Annotated in this window: 25 protein-coding genes, 3 tRNA genes and 1 riboswitch; of the genes, 22 read left to right on the forward strand and 6 right to left on the reverse strand. The window is 60.6% G+C overall.

Features of this window, described 5'->3' with window-relative positions; all coding sequences use genetic code 11:
- Positions 1 to 15 precede the first annotated feature (15 nt).
- The 6 genes from BGK68_RS16900 (at position 16) to BGK68_RS16925 (ending at position 5,081) form a co-directional block, all read left to right on the forward strand.
- Positions 16 to 231, forward strand: a complete 216-nt coding sequence (locus BGK68_RS16900) for a YbdD/YjiX family protein (protein ID WP_075258043.1) — start codon at positions 16 to 18, stop codon at positions 229 to 231.
- Positions 232 to 551: 320 nt separating this feature from the next.
- Complete coding sequence (locus tag BGK68_RS16905) at positions 552 to 920, forward strand: hypothetical protein (protein WP_075258044.1); 369 nt, start codon at positions 552 to 554, stop codon at positions 918 to 920.
- A gap of 154 nt (positions 921 to 1,074) precedes the next feature.
- On the forward strand, positions 1,075 to 1,953 hold the full coding sequence (htpX, locus tag BGK68_RS16910; RefSeq protein WP_075258045.1) for a protease HtpX: 879 nt from the start codon (positions 1,075 to 1,077) through the stop codon (positions 1,951 to 1,953).
- Positions 1,954 to 2,098: 145 nt separating this feature from the next.
- Positions 2,099 to 3,739, forward strand: a complete 1,641-nt coding sequence (gene ybaL / locus BGK68_RS16915) for a YbaL family putative K(+) efflux transporter (protein WP_075258046.1) — start codon at positions 2,099 to 2,101, stop codon at positions 3,737 to 3,739.
- Positions 3,740 to 3,833: 94 nt separating this feature from the next.
- Positions 3,834 to 4,002: riboswitch (FMN riboswitch) on the forward strand.
- An 87-nt stretch (positions 4,003 to 4,089) separates the two neighbouring features.
- Complete coding sequence (locus BGK68_RS16920; protein WP_013233960.1) at positions 4,090 to 4,599, forward strand: 6,7-dimethyl-8-ribityllumazine synthase; 510 nt, start codon at positions 4,090 to 4,092, stop codon at positions 4,597 to 4,599.
- A gap of 164 nt (positions 4,600 to 4,763) precedes the next feature.
- The gene (locus BGK68_RS16925; RefSeq protein WP_041310545.1) at positions 4,764 to 5,081 is read left to right on the forward strand and encodes a hypothetical protein; all 318 of its coding nucleotides are present in this window, start codon (positions 4,764 to 4,766) and stop codon (positions 5,079 to 5,081) included.
- Between the two features lie 111 nt (positions 5,082 to 5,192).
- On the opposite strand, the gene BGK68_RS16930 is transcribed toward BGK68_RS16925, so the two are convergent.
- The gene (locus BGK68_RS16930) at positions 5,193 to 5,750 is read right to left on the reverse strand and encodes a DUF2242 domain-containing protein (RefSeq protein ID WP_075258047.1); all 558 of its coding nucleotides are present in this window, start codon (positions 5,748 to 5,750) and stop codon (positions 5,193 to 5,195) included.
- A gap of 295 nt (positions 5,751 to 6,045) precedes the next feature.
- On the opposite strand from BGK68_RS16930, the gene BGK68_RS16935 reads away from it, so the two are divergent.
- Positions 6,046 to 6,267, forward strand: coding sequence for a hypothetical protein (locus BGK68_RS16935; protein ID WP_041310548.1), 222 nt, complete (start codon positions 6,046 to 6,048; stop codon positions 6,265 to 6,267).
- A gap of 142 nt (positions 6,268 to 6,409) precedes the next feature.
- On the opposite strand, the gene BGK68_RS16940 is transcribed toward BGK68_RS16935, so the two are convergent.
- From BGK68_RS16940 to BGK68_RS16950, 3 genes are all read right to left on the reverse strand, one after another.
- Complete coding sequence (locus tag BGK68_RS16940) at positions 6,410 to 6,805, reverse strand: type II toxin-antitoxin system HicB family antitoxin (protein ID WP_075258048.1); 396 nt, start codon at positions 6,803 to 6,805, stop codon at positions 6,410 to 6,412.
- Between the two features lie 19 nt (positions 6,806 to 6,824).
- On the reverse strand, positions 6,825 to 7,007 hold the full coding sequence (locus BGK68_RS16945) for a type II toxin-antitoxin system HicA family toxin (RefSeq protein ID WP_075258049.1): 183 nt from the start codon (positions 7,005 to 7,007) through the stop codon (positions 6,825 to 6,827).
- A 244-nt stretch (positions 7,008 to 7,251) separates the two neighbouring features.
- A tRNA-Leu gene (locus BGK68_RS16950) sits at positions 7,252 to 7,344 on the reverse strand.
- Between the two features lie 239 nt (positions 7,345 to 7,583).
- On the opposite strand from BGK68_RS16950, the gene BGK68_RS16955 reads away from it, so the two are divergent.
- From BGK68_RS16955 to BGK68_RS16980, 6 genes are all read left to right on the forward strand, one after another.
- Entirely contained in the window at positions 7,584 to 8,450 is an 867-nt protein-coding gene (locus BGK68_RS16955; RefSeq protein ID WP_075258050.1) for an alpha/beta fold hydrolase, read from the forward strand.
- Positions 8,451 to 8,540: 90 nt separating this feature from the next.
- Positions 8,541 to 8,891: a RidA family protein gene (locus BGK68_RS16960; RefSeq protein WP_013233964.1), complete on the forward strand. Its 351-nt coding sequence runs from the start codon at positions 8,541 to 8,543 to the stop codon at positions 8,889 to 8,891.
- 6 nt (positions 8,892 to 8,897) lie between these two features.
- Positions 8,898 to 11,147 (forward strand): RelA/SpoT family protein, encoded by a 2,250-nt coding sequence (locus BGK68_RS16965; RefSeq protein ID WP_075258051.1) that lies wholly within the window; start codon positions 8,898 to 8,900, stop codon positions 11,145 to 11,147.
- A gap of 105 nt (positions 11,148 to 11,252) precedes the next feature.
- Positions 11,253 to 11,329: transfer RNA gene (locus BGK68_RS16970), tRNA-Val, on the forward strand.
- A gap of 92 nt (positions 11,330 to 11,421) precedes the next feature.
- Positions 11,422 to 11,498: transfer RNA gene (locus BGK68_RS16975), tRNA-Val, on the forward strand.
- 306 nt (positions 11,499 to 11,804) lie between these two features.
- Positions 11,805 to 12,212 (forward strand): response regulator, encoded by a 408-nt coding sequence (locus BGK68_RS16980; RefSeq protein WP_075258052.1) that lies wholly within the window; start codon positions 11,805 to 11,807, stop codon positions 12,210 to 12,212.
- 99 nt (positions 12,213 to 12,311) lie between these two features.
- Here BGK68_RS16980 and BGK68_RS16985 read toward each other — a convergent pair whose 3' ends face one another.
- The gene (locus BGK68_RS16985) at positions 12,312 to 12,506 is read right to left on the reverse strand and encodes a hypothetical protein (protein ID WP_041311729.1); all 195 of its coding nucleotides are present in this window, start codon (positions 12,504 to 12,506) and stop codon (positions 12,312 to 12,314) included.
- Positions 12,507 to 12,989: 483 nt separating this feature from the next.
- Here BGK68_RS16985 and thrS point away from each other — a divergent pair, with 483 nt between their 5' ends.
- The 9 genes from thrS (at position 12,990) to BGK68_RS17030 (ending at position 21,620) form a co-directional block, all read left to right on the forward strand.
- Positions 12,990 to 14,897, forward strand: coding sequence for a threonine--tRNA ligase (thrS, locus tag BGK68_RS16990; protein ID WP_075258053.1), 1,908 nt, complete (start codon positions 12,990 to 12,992; stop codon positions 14,895 to 14,897).
- Between the two features lie 72 nt (positions 14,898 to 14,969).
- The gene (gene infC, locus BGK68_RS16995; RefSeq protein ID WP_075258054.1) at positions 14,970 to 15,491 is read left to right on the forward strand and encodes a translation initiation factor IF-3; all 522 of its coding nucleotides are present in this window, start codon (positions 14,970 to 14,972) and stop codon (positions 15,489 to 15,491) included.
- Positions 15,492 to 15,783: 292 nt separating this feature from the next.
- Positions 15,784 to 15,981 (forward strand): 50S ribosomal protein L35, encoded by a 198-nt coding sequence (rpmI, locus tag BGK68_RS17000; RefSeq protein WP_006712688.1) that lies wholly within the window; start codon positions 15,784 to 15,786, stop codon positions 15,979 to 15,981.
- Positions 15,982 to 16,005: 24 nt separating this feature from the next.
- The gene (gene rplT, locus BGK68_RS17005; protein ID WP_006712690.1) at positions 16,006 to 16,368 is read left to right on the forward strand and encodes a 50S ribosomal protein L20; all 363 of its coding nucleotides are present in this window, start codon (positions 16,006 to 16,008) and stop codon (positions 16,366 to 16,368) included.
- Between the two features lie 191 nt (positions 16,369 to 16,559).
- Entirely contained in the window at positions 16,560 to 17,588 is a 1,029-nt protein-coding gene (pheS, locus tag BGK68_RS17010) for a phenylalanine--tRNA ligase subunit alpha (protein WP_075258055.1), read from the forward strand.
- Positions 17,589 to 17,667: 79 nt separating this feature from the next.
- A complete protein-coding gene (gene pheT, locus BGK68_RS17015; protein ID WP_075258056.1) occupies positions 17,668 to 20,094 on the forward strand; it encodes a phenylalanine--tRNA ligase subunit beta in 2,427 nt (808 codons plus the stop codon).
- A 64-nt stretch (positions 20,095 to 20,158) separates the two neighbouring features.
- The gene (locus BGK68_RS17020) at positions 20,159 to 20,572 is read left to right on the forward strand and encodes an integration host factor subunit alpha (protein WP_026051953.1); all 414 of its coding nucleotides are present in this window, start codon (positions 20,159 to 20,161) and stop codon (positions 20,570 to 20,572) included.
- Between the two features lie 3 nt (positions 20,573 to 20,575).
- Positions 20,576 to 20,983 (forward strand): MerR family transcriptional regulator, encoded by a 408-nt coding sequence (locus BGK68_RS17025; RefSeq protein ID WP_075258057.1) that lies wholly within the window; start codon positions 20,576 to 20,578, stop codon positions 20,981 to 20,983.
- Positions 20,984 to 21,131: 148 nt separating this feature from the next.
- Positions 21,132 to 21,620, forward strand: coding sequence for a GNAT family N-acetyltransferase (locus BGK68_RS17030; RefSeq protein WP_233149330.1), 489 nt, complete (start codon positions 21,132 to 21,134; stop codon positions 21,618 to 21,620).
- Positions 21,621 to 21,691: 71 nt separating this feature from the next.
- Here the strand turns inward: BGK68_RS17030 and BGK68_RS17035 are convergent, their stop codons facing one another.
- Positions 21,692 to 22,318 (reverse strand): phosphatase PAP2 family protein, encoded by a 627-nt coding sequence (locus BGK68_RS17035; RefSeq protein ID WP_075258059.1) that lies wholly within the window; start codon positions 22,316 to 22,318, stop codon positions 21,692 to 21,694.
- Between the last annotated feature and the right edge of the window lie 134 nt (positions 22,319 to 22,452).

Raw genomic sequence — 22,452 nt, forward strand, 5'->3', positions numbered from 1 at the left:
TTTCAGGAGTCGGCAATGAGCAAACCTGGCGCTCTGGCGCAACTGCTGGCCTGGCGGCGCCAGGTCGGCCGCACGCTGAACCTGATGGTCGGCATGCCGGAATACGACAACTACGTGGCCCATATGCAAAAATCGCATCCCGATCAGTGCGTGATGAGTTATGAAGAATTCTTCCGCGAACGGCAGGAGGCGCGCTATGGCGGCAAAGGCCGGGTAGGGCGCTGTTGCTAACGCGTGAGGTGGATCGAGGAGACCGGCAAGGTCTCCTTTTTTCATGGCGGGCCACTTTCCGAAGCGGATTACCCTTTGGAAAAAAACATGCACCTTTGTGCAAAACTGTAGCAATTTATTGGAAACCCTTGCCACTCAAGCTTGTCAGAATGCTGGCTATTGCTTATCAACAGGCTTGTTCACAGGTTTTGTGGATAACTTCGTTGGGCGCCTTGCCTGGGGAGGGTGGGGCAATGGGCTGATCTGCCGCAATCTTGCGTATAATGCAGCCTTTCTTGCTGACAAGATGCTGACAAATTTTTCTTCCTGAACAGGACTCGATGCGCCGACTGCTGCTCTTGCTGTTGACCTTGCTGATCCCGCTGCAATTGCTGGCGGCGACGGCGGAGCCACAGCTGCGCCAGGCCGTGCAGGGTGGTCAGGCGCAGCTATGCGAAGCCTCGGCCACACTGGGGCAGTGGCATGCACATGCCCTGGCCGGCGAGTCCCTGGCGGACATTGCCAGCGAGGATGCGCCCGACGAGGATGATGATTTTCCCTCCTTGCAAGCCGAGCTGGAAGATCCCACGCTGCCGGCGAGCATTGCTACCCCGGATGCGCATTGGTATCCGTTTCCTCACGTCTTCTCGACTGTCCTGACCTGGTCGTCCTATCTGCGCGAGCAGTTGCGGCCACCCCCACTGGCCTGATATTCCAGTATCCGGCCTGGTTCGGCCAATCCTGCTTTGCTTGCAGGACAGGAGTCGGCCAGCCACCCGGACTGGCCGCCCCCATTTTGTGTCCCCCCGTTCCGACCCGGCCGTCGCCGCAGTGTGCGGCCCTCATTGTCATTCAGGAAAAATCATGAAACGCGTCATCCTCTTCCTTGTCACCAACCTGGCCGTCATGCTGGTCTTGAGCGTCACCGCCAGCCTGCTCGGTGTGAACCGCTACCTCACCGCCAACGGACTCAACTTCGGCATGCTGCTGGTGTTCTGCGGCCTGATGGGTTTTGGCGGTTCCTTCATTTCGCTGTTCATGTCCAAGACCATCGCCAAGTGGTCCACCGGCGCGCGCGTGATCGAGCAACCACAGAATTCCACCGAACTGTGGCTCTTGCAGACCGTGCAGAACCTGGCCGCGCGGGCGCAACTGCCGATGCCGGAAGTGGCCGTCTATGACGGTCCGCCGAACGCCTTTGCCACCGGTGCCAGCAAGAGCAATTCGCTGGTGGCGGTGTCCACCGGCCTGTTGCAGGGAATGACCAAGGACGAGGTCGAGGCCGTGCTGGCCCACGAAGTGGCCCACATCGCCAATGGCGACATGGTCACGCTGACGCTGATCCAGGGCGTGGTGAATACCTTCGTGATGTTCTTTGCGCGCATCGTCGGTTATTTCGTCGATTCCTTCCTGCGTCGCAACAATGAAGAGAATTCCGGTCCCGGCATCGGCTACATGGTCACGGTGTTCGTCTGCGAAATCATCTTCGGCATCCTGGCCAGCATCATCGTCATGTATTTCTCGCGCCAGCGTGAATACCGGGCCGATGCCGGTGCAGCCTCGTTGATGGGTTCCAACGCGCCGATGATCAATGCCTTGCGTCGCCTGGGCGGCATGCAGTCCGATGGCCTGCCGCAGAACCTGCAGGCCGCCGGTATTTCCGGGCGCGAATCCTGGATGGGCCTGTTCTCCAGCCATCCTCCGCTGGAGTCGCGCATTGCTGCATTGCAGTCGCGTCGCTGATTCGCCTGCTGTCCTTGCTGCTGCGCCCCGCCAAGTGCAGCAGTTCCCTGGCCGGGGCAGTGGCCGTGCTAGTCTCTTTACGGTTGCTGCGCCAGGCCTTCCAGTCATTCCGACAATTCATCCACCCAGAAAGGAAACCTGACTGATGCCCCATCACACTCCCCTGATTGCCACCATTGTCGCAGGCCTGGTGCTGGCCTTCATCTTCGGCACCCTGGCCCATCGTCTCAAGATGCCGCCCTTGGTCGGCTACCTGGTCGCTGGCATTGCCATCGGCCCCTTCACGCCCGGTTTCGTGGGCGACGCTGACCTGGCGCAGGAACTGGCCGAGATCGGGGTGATCCTGCTGATGTTTGGCGTGGGCCTGCATTTTTCGCTCAAGGATCTGCTGTCGGTCAAGAACATCGCCATCCCCGGTGCGGTAGCGCAGATCACCATCGCCACCTTGCTGGGCATGGCCTTGGGCTGGCTGCTGGGCTGGCCGATGGGAGAGGGTTTCCTGTTCGGCCTGGCGTTGTCGGTGGCCAGTACCGTGGTGCTGTTGAAGGCCTTGCAGGAGCGCCGCCTGGTGGAAACCCAGCGCGGCCGCATCGCCGTGGGCTGGCTTATCGTCGAGGACATCGCCATGGTGCTGGCGCTGGTGCTCATCCCGGCGCTCTCGGGCATTCTCGGCGGCAAGGGCGAGGCCTTGAGCGGCAACGCCGTGCTGCTGACCCTGGGCATTACCCTGGGCAAGGTGGTGGCCTTTGCGGCGGTGATGCTCATCGTCGGTCGCCGGGTCATTCCCTGGATACTGGAGCGCATCGCCGATACCGGTTCGCGTGAACTGTTCCGCCTGGCGGTGCTGGCCATCGCACTGGGCTTTGCGCTGGGTTCGGCTTATGTGTTCGGAGTCTCCTTCGCGCTGGGCGCGTTCTTCGCCGGCATGATCCTGTCCGAATCCGAACTGAGCCATCGCGCCGCCGAAGAGTCGCTGCCGCTGCGCGATGCCTTCTCGGTGCTGTTCTTTGTCTCGGTGGGGATGCTGTTCGACCCCTCCATCGTCGCGCGCGAACCGCTGCTGGTGCTGGCCACCGTGCTCATCATCGTGGTGGGCAAGTCGCTGGGGGCGCTCTTGATCGTGCGGGCCTTCGGTTATCCCAACGGTACCGCGCTGACCATTTCGGCCAGCCTGGCGCAGATCGGTGAATTCTCCTTCATCCTGGCCACGCTGGGCCTGTCGCTGGACCTGCTCTCGCCGATGGCGCGCGACCTCATCCTGGGGGGCGCCATTCTCTCCATCTTGCTCAATCCGCTGCTGTTCTCGCTGCTGGACCGTTATGAAGCGCGCCTGCCCAAGGCGCCGCAAGCCGACGACGGACCGCAGACGGTGGAGTTGCAGGATCACGTGGTGCTGGTCGGTTTTGGCCGGGTGGGGCGCGGCATTGGCGAGCAGTTGCGCGCCCAGGGCAAGCCTTTCGTGGTGATCGAAGCCCAGCTGGAAAACCTGGAGGCTTTGCGCGCCGCAGGCGTGCCGGCGCTCTACGGCAATGCGGCCCAGAGCGAGTTGCTGCAGGCGGCCGCCATCGATCGCGCCCGCTGGCTGCTGGTGGCGATTCCGGAAGTGTTCGAGGCTGGACAGGTGATCGAGAATGCGCTGGAGCTCAACCCCGGCCTGCAGGTGGTGGCGCGGGCGCATTCCGACGCCGAGATCGAGCACCTGGAAAAACACGGCGCCCAGCGCGTCATCATGGGCGAGCGGGAGATTGCGCGGGGCATGCTGGAACTGGTCGGGCAGGGCGCCTGAACTTCAGCAATTCGCTCCGCCATCTGCAGCATTTTTCCTGACATGATACAGTCGCGGCTGCTGTGGCAAGCAGGTTTGCGCCTGCTGCGCAGCAATACGTTCTCGGGGCGGGGTGAAACTCCCCACCGGCGGTAATCAGGCGGCGTCGTCCGACGTCTTCTGTAGCCCGCGAGCGCCCGGTCTGCCTTTCAGGTGAGCCGGGGTCAGCAGACCTGGTGTGATTCCGGGGCCGACGGTCATAGTCCGGATGAAAGAGAACGGGATGTTCGGTCAACGCCGCTGCCCTGCAGTGTGCGTGCGGCCGCGCATTCCAACGCCCTGTTTATTCATCGAACAGGAGTCCTGAACCCATGTCGCAATCGCATCTCTCTGCCGTCTCTTCCCATCACGGTCAACGTATCGCCTTCATCCAGGCTTGCTGGCACAAGGATATCGTCGACCAGTGCCGCATCGCCTTCACCGAGGAAATGGCCAAGCTGGGCTGGCCCGCCGCCAGCATCGATTTCTTCGAGCTGCCCGGCGCCTTCGAAATCCCCCTGCATGCCAAGGTGCTGGCCAAGACTGGCCGCTACGCCGGCATCGTCGCCAGCGGGCTGGTGGTCGATGGTGGTATCTATCGCCACGACTTCGTTGCGCAGTCGGTCATCTCTGCGCTCATGCAAGTGCAGTTGGACACTGAAGTGCCGGTGTTTTCGGCAGTGCTCACGCCGCATCACTTCCATTCCCACAGCGAGCATCACGACTACTTCCACCAGCACTTCCTGGTCAAGGGCCGCGAAGCCGCCCAGGCCTGCGCCACCACCGTGGCCAAGCTGGCGCAAGTGCGCGCGGGCGCGCAGGCCAGCCTGAATGCGGCCTGAATGCGGCTGATGTAGCAGCAGGGCTTCCGGACTGAAGCATTGTGATTCAACATTTACTTAACATTTGTGAATCATTTGCTTACAAACCTTACCGGTTTGGTCTGGAAGCGCTGTCGGGGCGGGGCTATAGTCTGGTCACGTATTCAGAACAGCGAGGAGCTAACGTGAAAAAGTCGATTTCTGTGATTGCCGGCATGGCCATCGTTGCCGCCGTGGCCGGCCTGTCTGCCGCCCCGGCGATGGCGGGGCATGTCTCGATCGGCGTGAACATCGGCGTGCCGGGTGCATACGTGGCTCCGCAGCCTGTCTATGTGCAGCCGGCCCCCGTCTATGCGCCGCCGCCGCCGGTCTATGTGCGTCCGGCGCCGGTCTATTACGTCAATCCGGCCCCGGTGTACGTGGAACGTGATTATTACTATTACCGTGGTCATCACCGTCACTGGCACCGTCCGCCGCCTCCTCCGGGATATTGGGGACGTTGAGCTGGCATCCCCTGCCTGGCCCCTGCAAGCGCAAGGGTCCTCAGCAATGGAAATGGCGGCCTAGGCCGCCATTTCCATTGGTCAATCAGATCAGTCCTGACGATTTGTAGATTACTTCTTGCCCGGCGCCGTGTCGTCGTCGACATCGACCAGCAGATAGCGCTCGGCCGCGCCGAAGAAGCGGTCGTAGAAGTCCGACGAGCGTATCGTTTCACTGGAGACGCGCACCATCGAGTCGTCACTGGCGGCAAAGGGCATCGAGACCGAGCCCAGCACGCTCACGCCCAGACTGGCCGAACTGTTGCTCTTCTTGATGCCGTAGCCATCCTGTGTGGCGCTGACGAACATGGTCGAGCTCTTGCCGTTGCCATTGGAAGCGCAGACCACATGGAAGGCGATTTCCATATGCTTGTCGGCGGCCGGCTGGAAGCTCTTGTTGCCGTCCATGGTGTTGTCGGTAGCCTTGGTGATGATGTAGCCCTGACCCAGCAGCGCACGGCGGGCGGCTTCGCAGACGGCCTTTTCACTGCCAGGGAAGCTGCGCGAGAAGGCGCTGGTGTCGCTGAACTCTTCCTGGTGATAGAAAGCCGCCTTGGTGCCACAGGCGGCCAGGGTCAGCGAGAGGGTGGCGGCAAAGCAGAGCGAAACAGAAAGGCGCGGACGCAACATGCGGCGGATCTCCAACGGCAGACAGACGAGTGGCGGGAATTGTAAAGGATTCGGGCTATGCCAGGTTTGGACAGATCGTAAAGATCGGTAACAGTTCAGCTCGAAGCGCTTATCACTCGACGGGAACAAGGCTCGTCAAAGCTCATCGGTCAGATACCTGAAGGTAAAATCACTTGTTAAATTGCCCGACTGAAAGTAATGTTGAGAGCCTGCAGCAGAAGGGTTTTCCATCGGGACTAAGGTGAACCTGCATCGCACATGCACCGATTCGAATACAGCCTCGTCAACGACAGCAATGGACAAACATCAGAAAGCGGAATTGGACCGTATCCGGCGTGAGCTGGTTGACGCGCACAATAAAGCTGCGTGGCAGATGGCCGCCACGATCATCAAGGCTTCGCTGGTAAAGAATGGCATGGATCAGCCGCCGACCGCGGCCGAGCTGGCCGAACTCAACGCCACCATTACCAACCTGCGCAGCGTGGCGGAAGACGCGCTGGAGTTGCTCAAGCGTTGAGGGCTGTTGCACGCTTGGCCCTTGCCCGGCAAAGAGGCCGCCTTTTACATCCTCCATCGAATCTGATCTCAGCGTTCCTGCCACTGGCTTCATGCGTTCGTGAGAAATTCACTTGCCCCGCGCGAGGGCGGCGGGCAAAAGATCAGCGTATTCCGCTCTGCATTTCGTGCTCAGCCGCCAGCGCCAGGAAGGCCGAGCGTGACATGCGTCGCGCCTGTGCCACGGAATCGATGCGCGCCACCAGGTTCTGCGGCAGGCTGACGTTGAGTCGTACTGACTTGGCGTTCACGCGCGACAGATCGATCTCCACCAGCATCCAGTAACCGCCCTGGAATTGTTCATCGTCAACCCATTCTTCGGGCGCGCTCGGGTCGGGGATAGGCTCGGCGTGCCCGTGGAAATGCGCCTCCACCGCCTCCTGCGCGGCGGCGGGCAGATCCTGCAGCTCGTCCGCTGCGGCGAAGCAGCCGGGAAAATCGGGGAAGGCAGCGCCATAGGCGCTTTCGGCATCCTTGTGGACGTAGAGAGGGTAGAGCATGGGTTTCTCCTGATGGCCGTTACTTCAGGCCCGCTTGCTTGAGAATGCTGTTCTGCGTGGACAAGGGCAGATCCTTCTTGGGATGTGGCACCGTCACCTTGCCGCGCTTGGTCGGATGCTTGAACTGGTGGTGCGAGCCTACTGTATGTACCAGGTACCAGCCGTCGGCCTTGAGTCGTTTGATGAGGGCTGCGCTGTTCATGCAGGGTATTGTGGATTGTACACACGATTACACAATATGGCCTTTTGGGCAGATCGCGCACTCAAATTTCACTCACCAGCGTCTGATCTCCTCCTAAATCGCCTTATCCGACGTCTGGCCATCCTGTTGATCAGGTCCGCCTGCATACGTGTCGTAAATCGTTAGGGGATTGGTACTACGGGCTGCTTCTGCAGGACTGCGATATTTCCATCGGAAGCCATCGCATCGGCTTGAAAGCCTTGACTGGTGCCTGAGGCCGGGGTCGAACCGGCACGCCCCCTTCCGGGTAAGCGGCGGATTTTAAGTCCGCTGTGTCTACCAATTTCACCACTCAGGCATGAGAGATGCCGGCGAGGGCCGCCGGAAAAGGGACGCATTATAGCAGCGACTTGCACTGCATCATCCGTTTTTTCTGCGGAAAATTCCGGGTTTTTGATACATCTGGTTCGTGCACCACGTCCGGTCTGTTTGCACGCGCCGGACGGCATTCCATCCCGTCCGAGAGTTTCATTTTCGGCCGATAAGCTGTCGTGAGAGGGTAGAATGACGTCTTCTTTCATCTGGAAAACCCTCACCATGACTGAAGCCGTAGTCAAGACAGTGCAGTGCATCTCGCCCGCCGGTTTGCACACCATGGCCTACAAGGAGTGGGGCGACGCGCGCAATCCCAATGTGCTGGTCTGCGTCCATGGCGTCACCCGCGTCTCCGATGATTTCGATCGCATGGCGCGCGAGCTGTGCGATACCTATCGCGTGATCTGTCCGGATGTCGTGGGGCGCGGGCGCTCCGGGCGTCTGGCCAATCCGCAGTTCTATACGGTGCCGCAGTATGTCAGTGACATGGTCACGCTGCTGGCGCGTCTGGACGCGCAGATCGTCGACTGGTTCGGCACTTCCATGGGCGGCCTGATCGGCATGGCGCTGGCCTCGCTGCCGGGCAATCCCATCCGTCGCCTGGTCTTGAACGATATCGGCCCGTCCATCAATGGTGCCGCCTTGGCGCGCATCGGTGACTACATCGGCCAGGACGTGCGCTTCGACAGTTTCGAGGAGGCTGCCCAGTACATCCGCACCATCTCGGCCAGCTTCGGCCAGCACAGCGACGAGGAATGGCACAAGCTGGCCAAGGACGTGCTGCGCCAGAACGAACAGGGTCAGTGGGTGCGTCACTACGATCTCGCCCTGGCGCTGCCGTTCAAGCAGACCACGCCTGAAGCCGCCAGCGTGGCCGAGCAGATGCTGTGGGCCGCCTATGACGCCATCCGTTGTCCCACGTTGCTGGTGCGCGGCGCCCAATCCGACCTGCTGTTGCCGGAGGTGGCCCAGGAAATGACCCGCCGCGGCCCCAAGGCCAAGCTGGTTGAATTGCCTGATGTGGGACATGCACCGACCTTCATGCATGCACCGCAGATCGAGGTCGCCCGCCAGTTCCTGCTGGGCTGAGTGCGCCTGCTGCACGCCGTTTTTGAATTTGAAGTTGATTTTGAATCAGCCGGCTCTTCGGGAGCCGGGCATCACGTAAAAGGAATCACCATGTCCGTACAACGCCTGCACGTCGGCAACCGTCTCTCCGAAGTCGCCATCCACAACGGCACCGTCTACCTGGCCGGCCAGATCGCCGAAGACACCACCCAGAACATCGAAGGCCAGACCCGCGAAGTGCTGGGTCATATCGACCGCCTGCTGGCCGAGGCCGGCAGCGACAAGAGCAAGATCCTGTCGTGCCAGATCTTCCTGTCCGACGTGAAGGATTTTGCTGGCATGAACGCCGTCTGGGACGAATGGGTCGCGCCCGGCAATGCCCCTCCGCGCGCCACCGTCGAAGCCAAGCTGGCCCGTCCCGAACTGCTGGTGGAAATCATCATCGTCGCTGCACAGAAGTAATCATTTATGGTTTCGGTAGCAAGTACACAGGGCGAAGGCCTGGCGGCGCTCACCGCTGGTCTCGGTCCTGAGGATGCCGCACGGGTCGCGCAGGCCTTGGCCGAGCTCGAGCCGCTCTATGCCGACAGGCAGATCCTGTCCGGGCAGAACGCGCTGCAGTTCTCCATCTCGGTGGCCACGGTGCTGACTGCGCTCAATGTCGATGCCGCCACCCGTATCGCCGCGCTGGCCTTCGAGGTGCAGATGCTGCATCCCGAACTGGAAGAGAAGCTGGAAGAGCGTTTCGGCAAGGAGATTGCCGACCTGGTGGGCAATGTGCGCCAACTGATGCGCTTCCACAGCTTCAGCTTCCAGCCGCAGCAGGAGGTCTTGCGTGGCAAGAACGCTGCCCAGCAGGCCGCCGCGCAGATCGAGACCCTGCGCAAGATGTTGCTGGCCATGGCCACCGACATGCGCGCGGTGCTGGTGCGCCTGGCCTCGCGTGTGGCCACGCTGCGCTACTTCGCCGAAACCAAGCAGGAAGACGAGGCCAGCGCCAACTACGCGCGCCAGACCTTCGAGCTGTATGCGCCGCTGGCCAACCGGCTGGGGATCTGGCAGCTGAAGTGGGAGCTGGAGGATCTGTCCTTCCGCTTCCTTGAGCCGGTGACCTACAAGCGCATCGCCAAGATGCTGGAAGAAAAGCGGCTGGAGCGCGAAGCCTTCGTCGCCAACGCCATTGCGCGCCTGCGCGCCGAGATGGCGGCGCAGGATATCCGTGCCGAGGTCAGTGGCCGACCCAAGCATATCTACAGCATCTGGAACAAGATGCGCGGCAAGCACATCGACTTCTCGGAACTCTATGACGTGCGCGCCTTCCGCGTGATCGTCGATGACGTCAAGACCTGCTATGCAGTGCTGGGCATCGTGCACGATATCTGGACGCCGATTCCCGAAGAGTTCGATGACTACATCTCGCGGCCCAAGCAGAACGGTTACCAGTCGCTGCACACGGTGGTGACGGCCGAGGATGGCCGGGCGCTGGAAGTGCAGATCCGCACCCACGAGATGCATCATTTCGCCGAGTACGGGGTGGCGGCGCACTGGCGCTACAAGGAGAGTGGCGGTTCCAATTTCTCTGCCCAGAAATACGACGAGAAGATCGCCTGGCTGCGCCAGCTGCTGGCCTGGAAGAATGAAGTCACCGACGCCGTGGTGGACCAGGAAGAGGTGCGCCGCGACTGGGTCGAGAAGCTGAAGTCGGCCACCCTGGACGAGCGCATCTATGTGCTCACGCCCCAGGCGCGGGTGATCGAATTGCCCAGCGGCGCCACGCCCATCGATTTCGCCTATCACCTGCACAGCGATGTCGGCCACCGCTGCCGAGGGGCGCGTGTGGATGGGGTGATGGTGCCATTGAACACGGCGCTCAAGAATGGCCAGACGGTAGAGATCATCACCGTCAAGAGCGGCCCCGGCGTGGGGCCGTCGCGTGACTGGCTCAGTCCGGATTATGCGGTCAGCTCGCGCACGCGTTCCAAGATCCGCGCCTGGTTCAACGCCATCGAGCAGCAGGAAACCCTGTCGGTGGGCCGGGGCTTGCTGGAAAAGACCTTGCAGCGCGAGGGCAAGACGGCGGTCAACCTGGAAGAGCTGGCGCAGAAGCTGGGCTTTGCCAAGGTCGATGACCTGTGCCTGTCGCTGGCCAAGGAAGAATTCAGCCTGCGTCACGTCGAGCAGGCCTTGCACGAGGGGCAGGAAAAGAAGCCCGAGATCGACGACGAGACCCTCATCACCCGCAAGAGCCGTGCGTCCAGCATCGTGCAGGGCGCCAAGTCAGGGGTGCTGGTGGTGGGCACCGATGGTCTGTTGACGCAACTGGCGCGTTGCTGCAAGCCAGCTCCGCCGGACGCCATCGCCGGGTTTGTCACGCGTGGCAAAGGCGTGTCCATTCACCGCGTGAGTTGCAAGAACTTCGCCGAGATGAGTTTGCACGCGCCCGAGCGGGTGATCCAGACGACCTGGGGCGCGCCGGCGCGCGAGACGGTCTATCCGGTGGATATCTTCGTGCTGGCCAGCGATCGCCAGGGCTTGCTGCGGGATATCTCCGATATCTTCCTGCGCGACAAGATCAATGTGATCGGCGTGAGTACGCAGAGCGTCAAGGGGCATGCACGCATGGCCTTTACCGCCGAGATCGGCTCTACCGAGCAGTTGCAGAAGGCCTTGACGGTGATCCGCGAGGTCAAGGGCGTGATCGAGGCCAAGCGGCAATAAGAGCGGGGCAGGGCGGTCGAGAAGGGAAGCTGAAATTTTTTGATGATTTTGCCATTTACCCCTTGGCAAAAGTCCAAAAGCTTCCTATACTCTCGCTTCTTCGTTAGGCGCGTAGCTCAGCTGGTTAGAGCACTACCTTGACATGGTAGGGGTCGTTGGTTCGAGTCCAATCGTGCCTACCAATTCTTCCTGGTGTGGAAGGGTTGGGGCGAAGAAAGCTCAAAGGAGGCGCTCCGGCTGCTTCCTTTTTGATTTTTGATGCACCGTTTTCGCTAGGCGCGTAGCTCAGCTGGTTAGAGCACTACCTTGACATGGTAGGGGTCGTTGGTTCGAGTCCAATCGTGCCTACCAATTCTTCTGTCGATGCAGAGGGGTTGGCAGCGAAGTGATACCGAAAAGGAAGCGCATTGGCGACTTCCTTTTTTGTTTTTTGCCTCTCACTTTTCTTTCCTCGCTCTTTCCTGCAGCGCGTGACCTGCCTTGCGCCGGCTTGTCCCCGATCAATGCTGGCTGGATTACTGCCCGGTAAAACCTCGTTTTGGCGTTTATCCAGCCCGATGTTTCGCGGAAGCATCGAAAAATGAATTAAACTTGCTAACGAATTTTTTGCGAGTTTTGTCCTCGAACTCTTATCTCACCGAAAAAACGAAATTAGCTATGGCGGCAGATGATCAGTATTTCCTGGTAGTTGATGACTTTTCGACCATGCGTCGTATTGTCAGCGGGCTGCTGAAGGAACTCGAATACACCAAGATGGTGGAGGCCGATGATGGTTCTTCGGCGCTGAAGATCCTGGAGGCGGGAGCCTTGCCGGTGACGTTCGTGCTGACCGACTGGAATATGCCCGTCATGGATGGTCTGGCCCTGCTCAAGAAGATTCGCGCCACGCCGTCGATGGCGCATCTCCCGGTGCTGATGATCACGGCCGAAGCCAAGAAGGAAAATATCGTCGAGGCGGCCCAGTCCGGTGCGGACGGCTATATCGTCAAGCCCTTCAACGCCGCCACGCTCAAGGACAAGATCGAGAAGATCCTGGCGCGTCGCGCGCATCTGGCCAAGGCCTGAGGTTCTGATGGCCTGCGCGGGCTGCTGAGCAGTCTTGCCCGGGAAAAAGAAACGGCATCTGCGGATGCCGTTTTTTCATTGGTGCGGAGGCGGGTCGTTTCAGCCCAGGCCAAAATAGCGGACGACGTCGCCGCGCGTCCATGACTTGATTTCCAGGCCGTCCAGCAGGACCCGATATTCCTCGTGCCGCTCGCCGTTATCCAGCTCGACCGTGCGACTTTGCAGTGTGTATTCACGGTTGTTGATGACGGTCCGTTGCGAATGTTGCTCGATGCAGTTCTTGGCGTCCGGCATGATGCTGTTCTCCTTGAATTGATCCTGATCCTAGCACGCAAAAGCGGCAGGGCGCGGGGCAGTGCGTGTAAAGACGGATATTTGCGTCGGTAAATGATGAGATTCGCTGAGGAACGTTGTGCTACGGTCGCCCTGGTGCGTATCTGGCGTCCGGGCTTGTTGTGATGTCATGGTCGTGCCGGCGCTGCAGCGCTGGTGAATACTTGTGCCAATGCATGGGGCGAAATTTGCTATAATCGCCGCCTACCCTGTGCGACCGCCCTGCGGCGGACCCAATCAGGTGGTCCCTATACCGAATCTGTAAGAGCGAGAAAGGCAAACCGGTTATGACACCGCGAACTACCACCGAGGTTTTAACGCGACGCTAGTCGGGTTCTTTTTCGTCCTTTGAAAAAGCGCGGCTGGTCCGCGTTTTTTTTCGTCCGTCTTTTCGACATTACCCTCAACAGGCAAGGCAGCAAGGCTGCCGACATGGAGTGCACAATGGTTTCAGTTCGTCTTCCCGATGGTTCGCAACGCCAGTTCGACAACCCGGTCACGGTGGCGCAGGTCGCTGCCAACATCGGCACCGGCCTGGCCAAGGCGGCCCTGGCTGGCCGCGTCGATGGCAAGCTGGTCGATACCTCCTACCTGATCGACAAGGATGCAGAACTGGCCATCATCACCGACAAGGATGCGGATGGTCTGGAGGTGATCCGTCACTCCACCGCCCACTTGCTGGCCTATGCGGTCAAGGAGCTGTTCCCGGACGCTCAGGTCACCATCGGCCCGGTCATCGACAATGGCTTCTACTACGACTTCTCGTACAAGCGCCCGTTCACTCCGGAAGACCTGCAAGCCATCGAAAAGAAGATGGCCGAGCTGGCCAAGAAGGATGAGCCGGTCACCCGCAAGGTGCTGCCGCGTGATGAGGCCGTGGCTTACTTCAAGTCCATCGGCGAGGACTACAAGGCCGAGATCATTGCCTCCATTCCCCAGAACGAGGATGTGTCGCTCTACACCGAAGGCAGCTTTACCGACCTCTGCCGCGGCCCGCACGTGCCGTCTACCGGCAAGCTGAAGGTCTTCAAGCTGATGAAGCTGGCCGGCGCCTACTGGCGTGGCGACTCCAACAACGAGATGCTGCAGCGTGTCTACGGCACCGCCTGGGCCAAGAAGGAAGACCAGGAAGCCTACCTGCACATGCTGGAAGAGGCCGAAAAGCGCGACCACCGCAAGCTGGGCCGCGCGCTGGACCTGTTCCACTTCCAGGACGAGGCGCCGGGCCTGATCTTCTGGCACCCCAAGGGCTGGACCATCTGGCAGCAGGTCGAGCAATACATGCGCCGCGTCTACCAGGACAATGGCTATCAGGAAGTGAAGGCGCCGCAGATCCTGGACCGTTCCCTGTGGGAAAAGACCGGTCACTGGGAAAACTATCGTGAAAACATGTTCACGACCGAGTCCGAAAATCGCGCCTATGCCTTGAAGCCGATGAACTGCCCGGGACACATCCAGATCTTCAATTCCGGCCTGCACAGCTACCGCGACCTGCCGCTGCGCTACGGCGAATTCGGCCAGTGCCACCGCAACGAGCCTTCCGGTGCGCTGCACGGCATGATGCGCGTGCGCGGCTTTACCCAGGATGACGGTCACATCTTCTGTACCGAAGACCAGATCCAGGATGAAGTGGCTGCCTTCAACCGCGTGGTGCGTGAAGTCTATGACTGCTTCGGTTTCAAGGAAGTGGCCGTGAAGCTGGCCCTGCGTCCGGAAAAGCGCATCGGCGCCGAGGAAGTCTGGGACAAGGCCGAGAACGCCCTGCGTGAAGCCATCCGCGCTTCCGGCTCCGAGTGGGAAGAGCTGCCGGGCGAGGGGGCTTTCTACGGTCCCAAGATCGAATACCACCTCAAGGATTCCATCGGCCGTTCCTGGCAGTGCGGCACCATGCAGGTGGACTTCTCCATGCCGGCCCGCCTGGGTGCGGAATATGTCACGGAAGACAACAATCGCAAGGTGCCGGTAATGTTGCACCGGGCCATCGTCGGCTCGCTGGAGCGCTTCATCGCCATCCTGATCGAAAACCACGCCGGCGCGATGCCCTTGTGGCTGGCGCCAACACAAGTTGTCATCCTGAATATTTCCGATGCACAGGCGGATTATGTGCAGAACGTTGCACAAACGCTGAAAAAACAAGGGTTTAGGGTAGAGGCCGATTTGCGCAACGAGAAGATTACCTATAAAATACGGCAGCATTCAATTCAGAAGCCGCCCTATATCCTGGTTGTCGGCGATAAAGAACGGGATGCCAACACTGTGGCCGTGCGAGCGCGGGGCAATGTCGATCTGGGCGTCATGTCCATCGACACCTTGGTGGAGCGCCTCAAGGATGAGGTGGTCGCCAAAGCCTGAGACGGGGAAGCTAGGGCTTCCTCCCAGCGCAAGAGCACGGCTTAATTTATTGGATTTTAAAAGGAAACTGCAATAGCTACTGACAAGTCGCATCGCCTCAATCGCGAGATCACTGCGCCAGAAGTGCGCCTTTCGGGTGTTGAAAACGAGCCGCTGGGCATCGTCAGCCTGGCGGAAGCCTTACGTCTTTCCGAAGAGGCTGAAGTCGATCTGGTCGAGATTGCGCCCACCGCGCAACCTCCGGTCTGCCGTCTGATGGACTACGGCAAGTTCAAGTACCAGGAGCAGAAGAAGGCGCACGAGGCCAAGCTCAAGCAGAAGGTCATCCAGGTCAAGGAAGTCAAGTTCCGCCCGGGTACCGATGATGGCGATTACAACATCAAGCTGCGCAACCTCACCAAGTTCCTGGAAGAGGGTGACAAGACCAAGATCACGCTGCGTTTCCGCGGTCGTGAAATGGCTCACCAGGAAATCGGCATGCGTGTGCTGGAGCGCCTGAAGGCTGACCTGGAACCGTATGGCCAGGTCGAGCAGTTTCCCAAGATGGAAGGTCGCCAGATGATCATGGTGCTGGCGCCCAAGAAAAAGAAATAAATCATTTAGATCATTTGGATCATTTAAATCATTTATATATTTTTCAGCTTTCCAGGTTGTAGGGTTTCAAGCAGTTAGCCGTATCAGGACGACATCTCCCCGGTGTCGTCCATGCCGCCACAACGCGGCAGCGAAGGCCGACAAAGGATTTGCAGGGCGCAGGCGACTGCGCCAGGCAAAAGCAGCGGGTTCTCCCGCTGTCAAATAAGTGAGAGCAGGCATCCAAGAGCAGCGAGTGTGCTGCCACCTGCAATCATCAAAAAATGGAGCTGTCCGAAAGGACAGAGTTGCTATGCCTAAGATGAAATCGAAGAGCAGCGCGAAAAAGCGTTTTCGCGTCCGCCCGGGCGGTACCGTCAAGCGCGGTCAAGCCTTCAAGCGTCACATCCTGACCAAGAAGACCACCAAGAACAAGCGTCAACTGCGCGGTACCGAGGGCGTCCATGAGACGAACCTGAATTCCGTTCGCGCGATGCTGCCGTTCGCTTAACCTCACCTACACTAAGGAGCTACTATGCCTAGAGTCAAACGTGGGGTAACAGCACGTGCCCGTCACAAGAAAGTCCTCGCACTCGCCAAGGGTTACCGCGGCCGTCGTAAAAACGTCTACCGTATCGCCAAGCAAGCAGTCATGCGCGCTGGTCAATACGCGTACCGTGACCGTCGTAACAAGAAGCGCGTGTTCCGCGCACTGTGGATCGCCCGTATCAACGCCGCTGCGCGTTCGCACGGCGTGACCTACAGCGTGTTCATGAACGGCCTGAAGAAGGCTGCGATCGAACTGGACCGCAAGGTTCTGGCCGATATGGCTGTCACCGACAAGGCTGCTTTCGCCGCCATCGTCAACCAGGTGAAGGCCAACATCGCTGCCGCCTAAATCGACAGCGTGTTGACGCGGTAGCCGGCCGCAACATCCACGACGCAAGTCAGACGAGCAGCCGGCGCTGCAAAATCCTGCGGGGCAGAGGTGTCACACCGATGCCCCGTATGTTTTTGATCCACGGTTTCGTGGATTTTTTTCCTTTTCGACTTCGTCGTCGGATTTTCGATTGGAGCGAGACTTACCGCATGAATCCCCTAGACCAACTCCTGGGCCAACTGGTCACGCAGGCGCAGGCTGATTTCGCCGCCGCGCCCGACGCCGCCGCACTGGAAAACGCCAAGGCCAAGTACCTCGGCAAGACCGGCCAGATCACCGAGCAGATGAAGGGGCTGGGCAAGCTGGCGCCGGAAGAGCGCAAGGTGCAAGGGGCGATCATCAACGTCGCCAAGGAACAGATCGAAAACGCGCTGACCGCACGCCGCGATGCGCTGGCCAATGCCCAGATGCAGGCGCGCCTGAATGCCGAAGCCATCGACGTCACCCTGCCGGGCCGCGGCCGTGGCGTGGGCGGCATCCACCCGGTGATGCGCTCCTGGCAGCGTGTCGAGGAAATCTTCCGCTCCATCGGTTTTGATGTTGCTGACGGTCCCGAGATCGAGACCGACTGGACCAACTTCACTGCATTGAACAGCCCCGAGAACCACCCGGCGCGCTCCATGCAGGACACCTTCTACATCGAAGGCAACGACAGCCAGGGCAAGCCCCTGCTGCTGCGTACCCACACCAGCCCGATGCAGGTGCGCTACGCCCGCATGAACAAGCCGCCCATCAAGGTCATCGCCCCGGGCCGCACCTACCGCGTCGACAGCGACGCCACCCACTCGCCGATGTTCCACCAGGTCGAAGGCCTGTGGATCGCCGAGGACATCAGCTTCGCCGACTTGAAGGGCGTCTACCTCAACTTCGTCAAGGCCTTCTTCGAGACCGATGACCTGCAGGTGCGCTTCCGTCCCTCCTACTTCCCCTTTACCGAGCCCTCAGCCGAGATCGACATCGCCTTCGGCAGCGGTCCGTTGAAGGGCCGCTGGCTGGAAGTCTCCGGCGCCGGGCAGGTGCATCCGACCGTGGTGCGCAACATGGGCCTGGATCCCGAGCGGTACATCGGTTTCGCGTTCGGCTCCGGCCTTGAGCGCCTGACCATGCTGCGCTATGGGATCAACGACCTGCGCCTGTTCTACGAAGGCGACCTGCGCTTCCTGAAGCAATTCAATTAATCCGAATGAAGGGTGCTGTGTCACGTCACCTCAAGTTACGTCGCAGCGCGCCTCTGGCTGATAGCTGAAAGTCTGAATCATGCAATTCTCTGAAAACTGGCTGCGTACCATGGTCAACCCGACCATGACCTCGGATGAACTGTCGCATCTGCTGACCATGTCCGGCCTGGAAGTCGAGGAAGTCGAACCGGTTGCGCCCCCGTTCACCAATGTGGTGGTGGGTGAGGTGCTGGAAGTCGCCAAGCACCCCGATGCCGATCGCCTGAACGTCTGCCGCGTCAACGTGCATACCGGCACCATCCTCAACATCGTCTGTGGCGCGCCCAATGTGCGTGCCGGTCTGAAGGTGCCTTGCGCCATGGTCGGCGCCGTGCTGCCGCCGGGCCCCGATGGCAAGCCCTTCGAGATCAAGGTCGGCAAGCTGCGCGGGGTGGAATCGCAAGGCATGCTGTGCTCGGCGCGCGAGCTGAAGCTGTCGGAAGATCATGGCGGCCTGCTGGAGTTGCCCGACGATGCGCCGGTGGGCCAGAATTTCCGTGACTACCTGCAGTTGAATGACCTCAAGTTCACCATCAAGCTCACCCCCAACAAGGCGGATTGCCTGTCGGTGCTGGGCGTGGCGCGTGAAGTCTCGGCCCTGACCGGCACCCCGCTGAAGGCCCCGACCTTCCAGCCGGCCGCCGTCAACCTGGATGAGAAGCTGCCGGTGCGCATTTCCGCGCCCGACCTGTGCGGCCGTTTCGCCGGTCGTGTCATCCGTGGCCTCAACGCCAAGGCCGCCACCCCGCAATGGATGAAGCAGCGTCTGGAGCGCAGCGGCCAGCGCCCGATCTCGGCGCTGGTGGACATTTCCAACTACGTCATGCTGGAGCTGGGCCGTCCCTCCCACGTGTTCGATCTCGACAAGATCCACGGCAGCCTGGATGTGCGCTGGGGTCGCAAGGGCGAGTCCTTGAAGCTCTTGAACGGCAATACCGTGGAAGTCGATGAATGGGTCGGCGTGATCTCGGACGACAAGGAGCTCGAATCGCTGGCCGGCATCATGGGGGGCGACGCTACCGCCGTCTCGCTGGACACCACCAACATCTACCTGGAAGCGGCCTTCTGGTTCCCGCAGGCCATCCAGGGCCGCGCCCGCCGCTACAACTTCTCGACCGATGCCGCGCATCGCTTCGAGCGTGGCGTCGACTTCGCCACCGTGGTCGATCACATCGAACGCATCACCGCGCTGCTGCTGGAAATCTGCGGCACCGCCGAGACCCGTGTGGGTCCGGTGGACGACCAGATCGTCAACCTGCCCAAGCGCGAACCGGTTACGCTGCGCACCGCACGCGCTGCCAAGGTGATCGGCGTGGAGATCACTGACGAGATGGTCTCGGACATCTTCAAGCGCCTGGGCCTGTCCTTCGACTACCAGCCGGGCCTGTTCTCGGTGACGCCGCCGTCCTATCGCTTCGACATCGAGATCGAAGAAGACCTGATCGAAGAAGTCGCCCGCGTCTACGGTTTCGAGAACATCCCGGCACTGCCGCCGGTGGCTGCCCATGCCATGCGCATCGCGCCGGAGAACACCCGTTCGCTGTTCGCCATCCGTCGCCTGCTGGCTGACCAGGATTATCAGGAAGTGGTCAACTTCAGCTTCGTGGAAAGCGCCTGGGAAGCCGACTTCGCCGGCAACACCGATCCCATCAAGCTGTTGAACCCGATCGCCAGCCAGATGAGCGTGATGCGCTCTTCGCTCATCGCCGGCCTGGTCGCCAATGCGCGCTATAACGTCAACCGCAAGGCCGCGCGTATCCGCGTCTTTGAAGTCGGTGCGGTATTCAGCAAGAACGCCGCCGTGACCGATGGTCCGCTGGCCGTGGCCGGTTTCGACCAGCCCAAGCGCGTGGCGGCCCTGGCCTATGGTCCAGTAGCCGAGGAGCAATGGGGGCAGGCGACCCGCAACGTCGATTACTTCGATGTGAAGGCCGACCTGGAAGCGCTGTTCGCGCCGCGCACCCTGCGCTTCGTCAAGAGCGAGCATCCGGCCCTGCATCCGGGGCGCACGGCCCAGGTGCTGCTGGGTGAGCAGGTCATCGGCGTGATCGGCGAACTGCATCCCAAGTGGCAGCAGAAGTACGACCTGCCGCTGGCGCCGGTGGTCTTCGAAGTCGATGCTGATGCATTGCAGCAGCGCGACCTGCCGACCTATGTCGAGATTTCCAAGTTCCCGGCCGTGAGCCGCGATATCGCCCTGGTGGTCAAGCAGTCCGTGGGGGCGCAGCAGCTCATGGACGTCTTTGCCGCCGAGAAGCAGGCCAATCCGGCCTGCCAGATTCTGCAAGCCCTTGTTTTATTTGATGAATATCAAGGTCGCGGACTGGAGAGCGACGAAAAAAGCCTTGCGTTCCGCTGCACCTTGCAAGATACTCAAAACACCCTTCAGGATGACAAGGTTGACCTTGCGATGAATGCACTGGTGGCCGCTGCGAGCGCCAAGCTCGGCGCCAGACTGCGTGCCTGATGTGATGTCCGCGAGCGAAAATAATTACAGACCGGAATCGGTTGAGGCCCAGTCATTCATCGCCATGAACAACGTGAATTCGAACGAATTTCAATCCGTGCTGGACGCCGACCTGCATCGCGCCGTGCTTGAATCCCAGGCGCGCTCGCAGGCCGACAAGAACCTGCCCACGCTGACCAAGGCCGAGCTGGCCGAACTTTTGTTCGAGCAGGTCGGTCTGAACAAGCGCGAAGCCAAGGACATGGTGGAAACCTTCTTCGACGAGATCCGCAACGCCCTCGAGCGCGGCGAGGCCGTCAAGTTGTCCGGCTTCGGCAATTTCCAGCTGCGCGACAAGCCGCAACGGCCTGGCCGCAATCCCAAGACCGGTGAGGAAATACCGATTACCGCACGGCGCGTGGTCACTTTCCACGCAAGTCAGAAACTGAAGGAAATGGTGGAGCTCTCCAGCGGCAGCCCCGTTGAAATGTCCGTCTAATCTATGAACGATCGTGTCAATAAGCCTGCGGCAATCGTCTTGCCGCCCATTCCGGCCAAGCGTTACTTCACCATTGGCGAGGTCAGCGAACTCTGTGGCGTCAAGCCGCACGTGCTGCGCTACTGGGAGCAGGAATTCACGCAGTTGAAGCCCGTGAAGCGGCGCGGCAATCGGCGCTACTACCAGCATCATGAAGTGCTGCTGATCCGCCGCATCCGCGAGCTGCTCTACGAGCAGGGTTTCACCATCAGCGGTGCGCGCAACAAGCTCGATGGCAGCAACGAGCCCGAGCAGCCCGAGATTCCCGAGCCGCCATCGATCAGCCTGGATGAAGAGGGCATCGAGAAGGTGCGCGCGGAACTACTGGATATCCTGCAGGTGCTGCGCCCGGAAGCCGTGGCCGCCGCCTGAGCCCTGCTGGCCGGATCATTTGCAAAACCGCTGCTTGCCAGCGGTTTTTTTCTTGGCGCATATGGTTTGTGGCCTCGATACTCGAAAATTATATAAATGATATAAAAAAATATAGGTCTTTTATTCTATGAGCATGACATGGCAACCCATGCAGCTCGCTGACCTCGATGCTGTCATGGCGATCGCGGCGCTGGTGCATGCGGGATTCTACGAGCGGCGCGAAGTCTTTGCCGAGCGGTTGGCGTTGTATCCACAGGGATGCTGCATCGCTCGTGAGGGTAGTGGCACAGGTCAGGCAGTCGGGTATGCGTTCATGCATCCGGCTCTTCTGGGTCAGCCTCCGGCGCTGGACAGTTTCCTGGTAGAACTTGATCCTCGTGCCGACTGCCTCTACCTGCACGACGTCGCCTTGTTGCCGACGGCGCGCTCAGCCGGACTGGGTCGCGCACTGATGCAGCAACTGTCGACGCTCATGGAAAAGGATGACCTGGCGCATGCCGCGCTGGTGGCGGTGCATGGCTCCGCGCCTTACTGGCGCAGCTGTGGATTCGAGGTGCTGGCCGATGCGCCGCCGGCATTGCATGCCAAGTTGCGCAGTTACGATGAACACGCGCTCTACATGATCAAGCCGGCCTGATGGGGCCGCTGCTTGTCGCATGACGCCGGAGCCGCAGGGCATCCGGCGTTTTTTTCATCAGGCCGGACAACTCACAACGGCTCGCTGCGCGTATAGACGCGCTCATGCCCGGACAGCCACAGCGCGATCTGTTGCAGCAGTTGCTGCGTCGGCGCCGGCCGCGCATCCGATCCCGCCAGCATGAAGGCCGCGAAGGCCACCAGCACGAAGCGTCGGCGCAAGACCTCGGCCGGTCCGCGCAGTCCCAGCCAGAACCAGGCCCCGGCCAATGCCCCCAGCGCCAGGCCGGTGATCACTTCCGAGGGCGAGTGGACCTTGATCGCCAGCCGCGACAGTCCCACCGTCACCGCCAGCAGTACCGCTCCCGATACCGTCACTGCGCGCGCCGTGCCGCTCTTTGCTTCGCTGAGCAGCAAGCCCAGTCCCAGATAGAAGCACATGGCCGAGGCCGAGTGGCCGCTCACGCCGGTGAAGTTGGGTAGCCAGGGCGGCACGATATGCCAGCCCATGAAGAGCAGCTTGCTTACCACCACGATCATCATCGCGCCGCCAAAGGCGCATAGCCAGCGCAGCATCGTGCGCCAGCGCCCATTGGCGGCCAGCCACAGGGCCAGCACAACCGCACCGGGAACAGTCAGCGCACTGTCGCCGAAAAAGCTCAGGGCATGCCACCACTCTTGGGAAAGAAAACCAAACATCCAGTCTGTCGTCACTTCATGAAGGAAAAGAAAAAGCAGGGCGCTCAACGCCAAGTCCAAGATGAGCTTGATCCCCCGATGCCCGCCAAGTTCATCAAAAACGCAGAAAAACAGCCGTGTCGGAGCTTCCGAAC

It is taken from the genome of Herbaspirillum camelliae, from assembly GCF_001929405.1.
Classification (GTDB): Bacteria; Pseudomonadota; Gammaproteobacteria; order Burkholderiales; family Burkholderiaceae_D; genus Herbaspirillum; species Herbaspirillum seropedicae.